Genomic DNA, 6,075 nt, shown 5'->3' with positions numbered 1-6,075 from the left:
GCATCCGACCCCCTCGGATGCCGCGCCGCGGCTTGCAGAACCCGTTCCGATCAGCGGGGCGTGGCCCGCCGGATCACGAGGTAGCCCCCGATGGCGCAGACCACCGCCAGCGCCAGCACGATGCTGAAGCCGCCCACGACGCCGATGCTGCCGAACCACTCGAAGAGGGCCATCCAGCTGCCGCTGAACGTGAAGATCGCGATGAAGGCCAGGAACAGGGCGATCGCGCTGAACGTCACGATCATCATGCCCCGCATACGCCAGCGCATGTACACCGTCGTGACACTGGCGCCGATGAACAGCACGAGCAGCTGCATCGCCAAGGTCGAGTAGAAGTCGGTGAGCCACCCCTCCTGCCCGTACCAGAGCGAGTCGAACATGGCGATGCCGATGCCCCAGCCGTTCGTCGCCTTCTCGATCTGCACGAGCGTGGCGATGGCGACGGCGTTCAGGAAGGAGACGATGCCGAACATGGCGCTCGTCCCGAGCCAGAAGTCGCGTCGCGTGGTGCCGAAGCCCAGCGCGAACGAGAACGTCAGGCCGATCGCCTGCACGCCGACGACGACGAGGTACCACTGGGGCGAGAGCACCGCCCAGCTGTACCGCATGCCCTTGGCCATGTCCTCGGTCGGCCCGCCCGCACCCGTGATGATGAGCCCGACGATCATCATGACCGCCCAGGCGGACCCGAGGATGATCCACGGGATCCCGAAGAACACCGAGGGGTTGATGGCGTGCAGGCGCACGATGCGCCAGATCTCATGGGCCCGCGAGCGGGCTTCGGTGCGCACGATCGGCTGATCGATGACGGCGCTCATGCTGCGACCTCCCGGTCGGTCGAGTCGGCACTCAGGTCGGTGCCGGTCATGTGGATGATGAGCTGCTGGAGCGAGACGGGCGCGAGTTCGAGCCCGAGCTCGGCAGCCGTGATGCGGTCGGCCTGGTCGAGGCGGCCGTCGATGGTGGCGGATGCCAGTCCGCCGAGTCCTTCACGACCGATGACGGGCCGATCGGCCACGAACGACTCGACCGCGGCCCGCGGTCCGGCGACGGTCGTCGCCGAGCCGCGCAGCTCGTCGGCATCGCGATCGAAGAGGATGCGCCCCTGGTCGATCAGGATGACGTGCTCCAGGAGGTTCGCGACCTCGTCGATCAGGTGCGTCGAGAGCACGATGGTGCGCGGGTGCTCCGCGTAGTCCTCGAGCAGGCGGTCGTAGAAGATGTGGCGGGCGACCGCGTCGAGACCCAGGTAGGGCTCGTCGAAGAAGGTGAGCGGTGCACGGCTCGCGAGGCCGACGATGACGCCGACGGCCGAGAGCTGGCCACGCGAGAGCTTCTTGATGTAGCGGTTCAGCGGCAGGCGGAAGTCGGCGATGAGCTGCTCGGCGAACGCGGCATCCCAGTTCTCGAAGAACCACGGCGCCGCCTTGAAGACGTGCGCGGCCTTGAAGCTGTCGGGGTAGCGCTGCGACTCGGCGATGAAGCACATCCGACGCAGCACGTCGGCGTGCTCGGCCGGCTCGCGGCCGAAGACGTCGAGCGAGCCCGCATCGGGGAACAGTTGGCCGGTGAGCAGCTGCATGATCGTCGTCTTGCCCGCGCCGTTCCGGCCGAGGAGACCGTAGATGCGGTTCTCCTCGAGCGTGAAGTCGACCGCGTCGACGGCCGTGAACGAGCCGTAGCGCTTCGTGAGCCCGGTGGCGTGCACCACTGTGCGGGTCATGATTCGATCCTTTCCGCGCGGAGCATGCCCGCGAGTTCGTCGATGCCGATGCCGAGCTTCTCGGCCTCGATGATGAGTGGTCTGAGGTATTCGGTGGCGAAGCCCGCCCGCCGGCGTTCGACGAGCCGATCACGGGCGCCGGTCGTCACGAACATGCCGATGCCCCTTCGCTTCTCCACGATGCCGTCGTCGACAAGGCGGGTCACCCCTTTCAGTGCTGTGGCCGGATTGACACGCAGGAACGCGGCGAACTCGTTCGTCGAGGGGATCTGGCCGCCTTCCGGCAGGCTGCCCTCGATGATGTCGTTCTCGATCTGTTCTGCGATCTGGATGAAGATCGGACGCGATTCGTCCATGCCCGCCCAACTCTGTGCCGTGTACTGCCGCAAGAACCTTGGTTGGTTCATTACTTGTGTAACTAACCAACCATGTACGCGTGCGACTGTCAACCCCGAATTCCGGTTCGGTCAGGATCACTCGTGTCGCACGGGACCCCGGACATCGCGTGTCCCGTGCGACACGAGTGGTCCCATGCGTCGGGCGCGTGGGCGACGGACGCCGACGGCGGTCCGGCGGGCGCGCGGATGCCGCGGGTCGGACGGATGCCGCGGGGCGCGGGTTCCGCGTCAGACGGCAGCGGCGGGCGCGCGGCGCGGCAGGCGCAGGCGGCCCTGGGCGAGCAGGATGCCGAGGAGCACGAGCACCGCGCCGATCGGCTCGTGCCACGAGAAGCGCTCGCCGAGGAGCAGCACCCCGAGCGCGACGCCGACCACCGGCGTGACGTACGTGACGGTCGAGGCGTTCGTCGGGCCCCACGCGCGCAGCACGTTGATGTTCCAGATGTAGGCGAGGCCGGTGCCGAGCACGCCGAGGGCGAGGAGCGAGCCGACGATCGCGAGATCGAGCTCGACCGGCTGCCACGCGATCACGGGCGTGAGCACGAGCATGATGGCACCCGCGATGCCGATGTTCAGGAAGGCGAACGTCGCCGGTGCGATCGGCCGGGTGCTCAGGAACTTGCGCGTGTACCCGAACGTGAAGCCGTAGCAGACGGCCGCGCCGAGGCACGCGAGCTGGCCGAGGAGGCTCCCGGTGAGCGCGGCGTACTGCCACGGGCCGATGATGACGACGACGCCCGCGATGCCGACGATCACGCCGGCCCACTGGGCCGCGGCGAGCTTCTCGACGCGGAACGCGAGGGTCGCCATGAGCGCCGTCGTGATGGGGGTGACGGCGTTGTAGATCGACGCGAGGCTCGACGAGACGTGGAGTTCGGCCCAGGCGAAGAGCATGTGGGGCACGACGCATCCGCTGATCGCGATGACCGCGAAGTGCAGCCAGACGATCGGCTGCCGCGGCAGCACCGGCCCCCGCTCCCCCGTCGGCGACGCGATGCGCGGCCGCATGACGAGCACGATGACACCGAGGGTGAGGCCGCCGAGCACGAGCCGCGACCACGCGACCTGGGTGAAGCCGACCCCCTCGAGCGCGACCTTCATGAAGAGGAAGCTGGCACCCCAGACCACGCCCATGCCGAGGAACTGCAGCCAGGTCGACAGCCGGTTCGGCTGCGACGGCGCGGATGCCGCGGCGGCCGTGCCGACCGGGGCGCTCGGAGTGGTGCTGGTGCTCACCGGTCGAGCGTACGCCCGGCCACCGACCGCCCGACACGGGTGCGAGGGTGCATGTCCGGAATCCGCCGAAGCTCGGCAGTCGCGGCATCCGTCGACCGACCCGGCATCGCGGCGCCGCCGGCCGACCGCTGCGGATTCCCCGGTGCGTCGGCACCGCCGCGACCATAGGCTGGAACGCATGACCAGCCATTTCGATGTCGTCGTCCTCGGCGCCGGTCCCGGCGGCTACGTCGCCGCCGTGCGCGCCGCCCAACTCGGTCTCAGCGTCGCCGTGATCGAGGAGAGATACTGGGGCGGCGTCTGCCTCAACGTCGGGTGCATCCCGTCGAAGGCACTGCTGCGCAACGCAGAGCTCGCCCACATCTTCCACGACCAGGCCGCGACCTTCGGCATCACGGGTGACGTGCACTTCGACTTCGGCGTCGCCTTCGACCGCAGCCGCCAGGTGTCGGAGAAGCACGTCAAGGGCGTGCACTTCCTCATGAAGAAGAACGGCATCACCGAGTTCGACGGGCGCGGGTCGTTCACCGGACCGAACGCGATCGACGTCGCGAAGGCCGACGGCACGACCGAGCAGCTCACCTTCGCGAACGCGATCATCGCGACCGGTTCGCGTGTGCGCCTGCTGCCCGGCGTCGCGCTCTCGCAGAACGTCGTGACCTACGAGTCGCAGATCCTCACGCGCGACCTGCCCCGATCGATCGCGATCGTCGGCGCCGGCGCGATCGGCATGGAGTTCGCCTACGTGCTGAAGAACTACGGCGTCGACGTCACGGTCATCGAGTTCCTCGACCGGGCGCTGCCGAACGAAGACGTCGAGGTCTCGAAGGAGATCACGCGCCAGTACCGCAACCTCGGGGTGCCGATCCTCGCCTCGACGAAGGTCGAGACCGTCGTCGACAACGGGTCGTCGGTCACCGTCTCGTACACGGCGTCGAACGGCGACGCGGGCAGCCTCGAGGTCGACAAGGTGCTCATGGCCGTGGGCTTCGCGCCGAACGTCGAGGGCTTCGGGCTCGAGGCGGCCGGCGTGCAGCTCACCGAACGGGGCGCGATCGGCATCGACGAGCGCATGCGCACGAACGTGCCGCACATCTACGCCATCGGCGACGTCACCGCGAAGCTCATGCTCGCGCACGTGGCCGAGGCGCAGGGCGTCGTCGCAGCCGAGACGATCGGCGACGCCGAGACGATGGAACTCGGCGACTACCGCATGATGCCGCGCGCCACGTTCTGCTCGCCGCAGGTCGCGAGCTTCGGGCTGACCGAGCAGCAGGCGCGCGACGAGGGCTACGACGTGGTCGTCTCGAAGTTCCCCTTCAGCGCCAACGGCAAGGCGAACGGGCTCGGCGAGCCCATCGGCTTCGTCAAGCTCGTCGCCGACGCGAAGCACCTCGAGCTCCTCGGCGGCCACCTCATCGGCCCCGACGTCTCCGAACTGCTGCCCGAGCTGACCCTCGCCCAGAAGTGGGACCTCGGCGCCCTCGAGCTCGCCCGCAACGTGCACACCCACCCGACCCTGTCGGAGGCGCTGCAGGAGGGGTTCCACGGCCTCGCGGGGCACATGATCAACATGTGATCGGATGCCGCGGCGCGGGCGCTCCGGCGTTGCGCCGCGGCATCCGCCCGGTTCGACTGAGATCATCAGCGCATGTCGTCAGTGGCGGGCATGCTCATTCCGGCGAACCGGCGGAACCCGGCGGTCGAGCTGCTCGACCAGCTCGACCTCGATCACGGCGACGTGCGCGCCAAGCGCACCGGGTTCGCGATCATGCTGCTGCTCTCCGCGATCATCGCGATCGCTGGCATCATCGGCGACTCCACGGCGACCGTCATCGGGGCGATGATCATCGCCCCGCTGTCGACGCCGATCCTCGGCATCGCCGCAGGCATCGTGACCGGCCGGGCCTCACTCGTCGGCCGGTCAGTACTGTGGCTCGGCGGCGGCATCGTGGCCGTCGTCATCCTCGGCATGCTGCTCTCGTACACGGTGCCCGACCCCCAGCAGCTCACGACGAACCCGCAGGTCACGAGCCGCACGGCACCGACCCTCATGGACCTCCTCGCCGCATTCGCGACCGGTCTTGCGGGGGCGTTCGCGATGTGCCGGCGCGACCTCAGCAACATCCTGCCGGGCGTCGCGATCTCGATCTCGCTCGTGCCGCCGCTCGGCGTGGTCGGCGTGAGCCTCGGCCAGGGCCAGTTCGACGCGGCGTTCGGCGCGTCGATGCTGTTCCTCTCGAACGTCGTGGCGCTCATCATCGCCGGATCCCTCGTCTTCACGCTCGCCGGCTACCCGCGCGACCCCGAGGCCGTCGTCGATGCGAACCGTCGGCGCGCCTACACGATCGTCGGCGTGCTCACCGCGGTGGTCGCGATCCCGCTCGTCGTGAACTCGCTCGTCATCGCGTTCGTCGCCTCGTGGACCGTGACCCTGCACTCCGTCACGGGCGACTGGCTCGACGGCACGAAGGGCGCCTCCGTCACGGGTGTCAGCTGGAACGGGCTGCAGGCCACGGTCGGCGTCGAGAGCCCCGGCGGTGAGCTGCCGCCGCTCGAGACGTACCGCGACGATCTCGCCGGCGAGCTGCCGTCGTACGTCTCGGTGAGCCTCGACGTGAAGTCGGGCAGCCAGGTCGAGGTGCGCTGAAGGCCGTCTCGGGTCACGGCGCCTCGCGCACGAACGACGAGGGCGGATGCCGCAGCGTACTGCTGCGG

At 68.9% G+C, this 6,075-nt stretch carries 6 protein-coding genes; 2 read left to right on the top strand and 4 right to left on the bottom strand.

Annotated elements, in window-relative coordinates:
• Window positions 1–50 precede the first annotated feature (50 nt).
• The 4 genes from ACFTQE_RS19710 to ACFTQE_RS19695 all read right to left on the bottom strand — a co-directional run bounded on the left by ACFTQE_RS19710 (window position 51) and on the right by ACFTQE_RS19695 (window position 3,255).
• Complete coding sequence (locus tag ACFTQE_RS19710; protein WP_376926660.1) at window positions 51–818, bottom strand: hypothetical protein; 768 nt, start codon at window positions 816–818, stop codon at window positions 51–53.
• Window positions 815–1,723 (bottom strand): ABC transporter ATP-binding protein, encoded by a 909-nt coding sequence (locus tag ACFTQE_RS19705; RefSeq protein WP_376926659.1) that lies wholly within the window; start codon window positions 1,721–1,723, stop codon window positions 815–817. The genes ACFTQE_RS19710 and ACFTQE_RS19705 overlap by 4 nt, the downstream gene beginning before the upstream one ends.
• Window positions 1,720–2,079, bottom strand: a complete 360-nt coding sequence (locus ACFTQE_RS19700; protein ID WP_376926662.1) for a GntR family transcriptional regulator — start codon at window positions 2,077–2,079, stop codon at window positions 1,720–1,722. Before ACFTQE_RS19700 ends, ACFTQE_RS19705 begins: the two co-directional genes overlap by 4 nt.
• Window positions 2,080–2,349: 270 nt before the next feature.
• Window positions 2,350–3,255 carry a DMT family transporter gene (locus ACFTQE_RS19695; protein ID WP_376926661.1) on the bottom strand — a complete coding sequence of 302 codons (906 nt, stop codon included), beginning with the start codon at window positions 3,253–3,255 and terminating at the stop codon, window positions 2,350–2,352.
• Between the two features lie 280 nt (window positions 3,256–3,535).
• On the opposite strand from ACFTQE_RS19695, the gene lpdA reads away from it, so the two are divergent.
• Both lpdA and ACFTQE_RS19685 read left to right on the top strand, forming a co-directional pair.
• On the top strand, window positions 3,536–4,936 hold the full coding sequence (gene lpdA / locus ACFTQE_RS19690) for a dihydrolipoyl dehydrogenase (protein ID WP_376926658.1): 1,401 nt from the start codon (window positions 3,536–3,538) through the stop codon (window positions 4,934–4,936).
• A 72-nt stretch (window positions 4,937–5,008) separates the two neighbouring features.
• Window positions 5,009–6,007, top strand: coding sequence for a TIGR00341 family protein (locus ACFTQE_RS19685; RefSeq protein ID WP_376926657.1), 999 nt, complete (start codon window positions 5,009–5,011; stop codon window positions 6,005–6,007).
• Window positions 6,008–6,075 lie beyond the last annotated feature (68 nt).

Source organism: Agromyces sp. NPDC056965 (assembly GCF_042673425.1).
Classification (GTDB): domain Bacteria; phylum Actinomycetota; class Actinomycetes; order Actinomycetales; family Microbacteriaceae; genus Agromyces.
Note: the sequence above shows the minus strand (reverse complement) of the source record. Positions and strands in the feature narration are given on the sequence as shown.

Excerpts from the sequence above, each read along its gene's own strand:
- ACFTQE_RS19710 (WP_376926660.1), bottom strand. The coding sequence starts at position 818 with ATGAGCGCCGTCATCGATCAGCCGATCGTGCGCACCGAAGCCCGCTCG.
- ACFTQE_RS19705 (WP_376926659.1), bottom strand. The coding sequence starts at position 1,723 with ATGACCCGCACAGTGGTGCACGCCACCGGGCTCACGAAGCGCTACGGC.
- ACFTQE_RS19700 (WP_376926662.1), bottom strand. The coding sequence starts at position 2,079 with ATGGACGAATCGCGTCCGATCTTCATCCAGATCGCAGAACAGATCGAG.
- ACFTQE_RS19695 (WP_376926661.1), bottom strand. The coding sequence starts at position 3,255 with ATGGGCGTGGTCTGGGGTGCCAGCTTCCTCTTCATGAAGGTCGCGCTC.
- lpdA (WP_376926658.1), top strand. The coding sequence starts at position 3,536 with ATGACCAGCCATTTCGATGTCGTCGTCCTCGGCGCCGGTCCCGGCGGC.
- ACFTQE_RS19685 (WP_376926657.1), top strand. The coding sequence starts at position 5,009 with ATGTCGTCAGTGGCGGGCATGCTCATTCCGGCGAACCGGCGGAACCCG.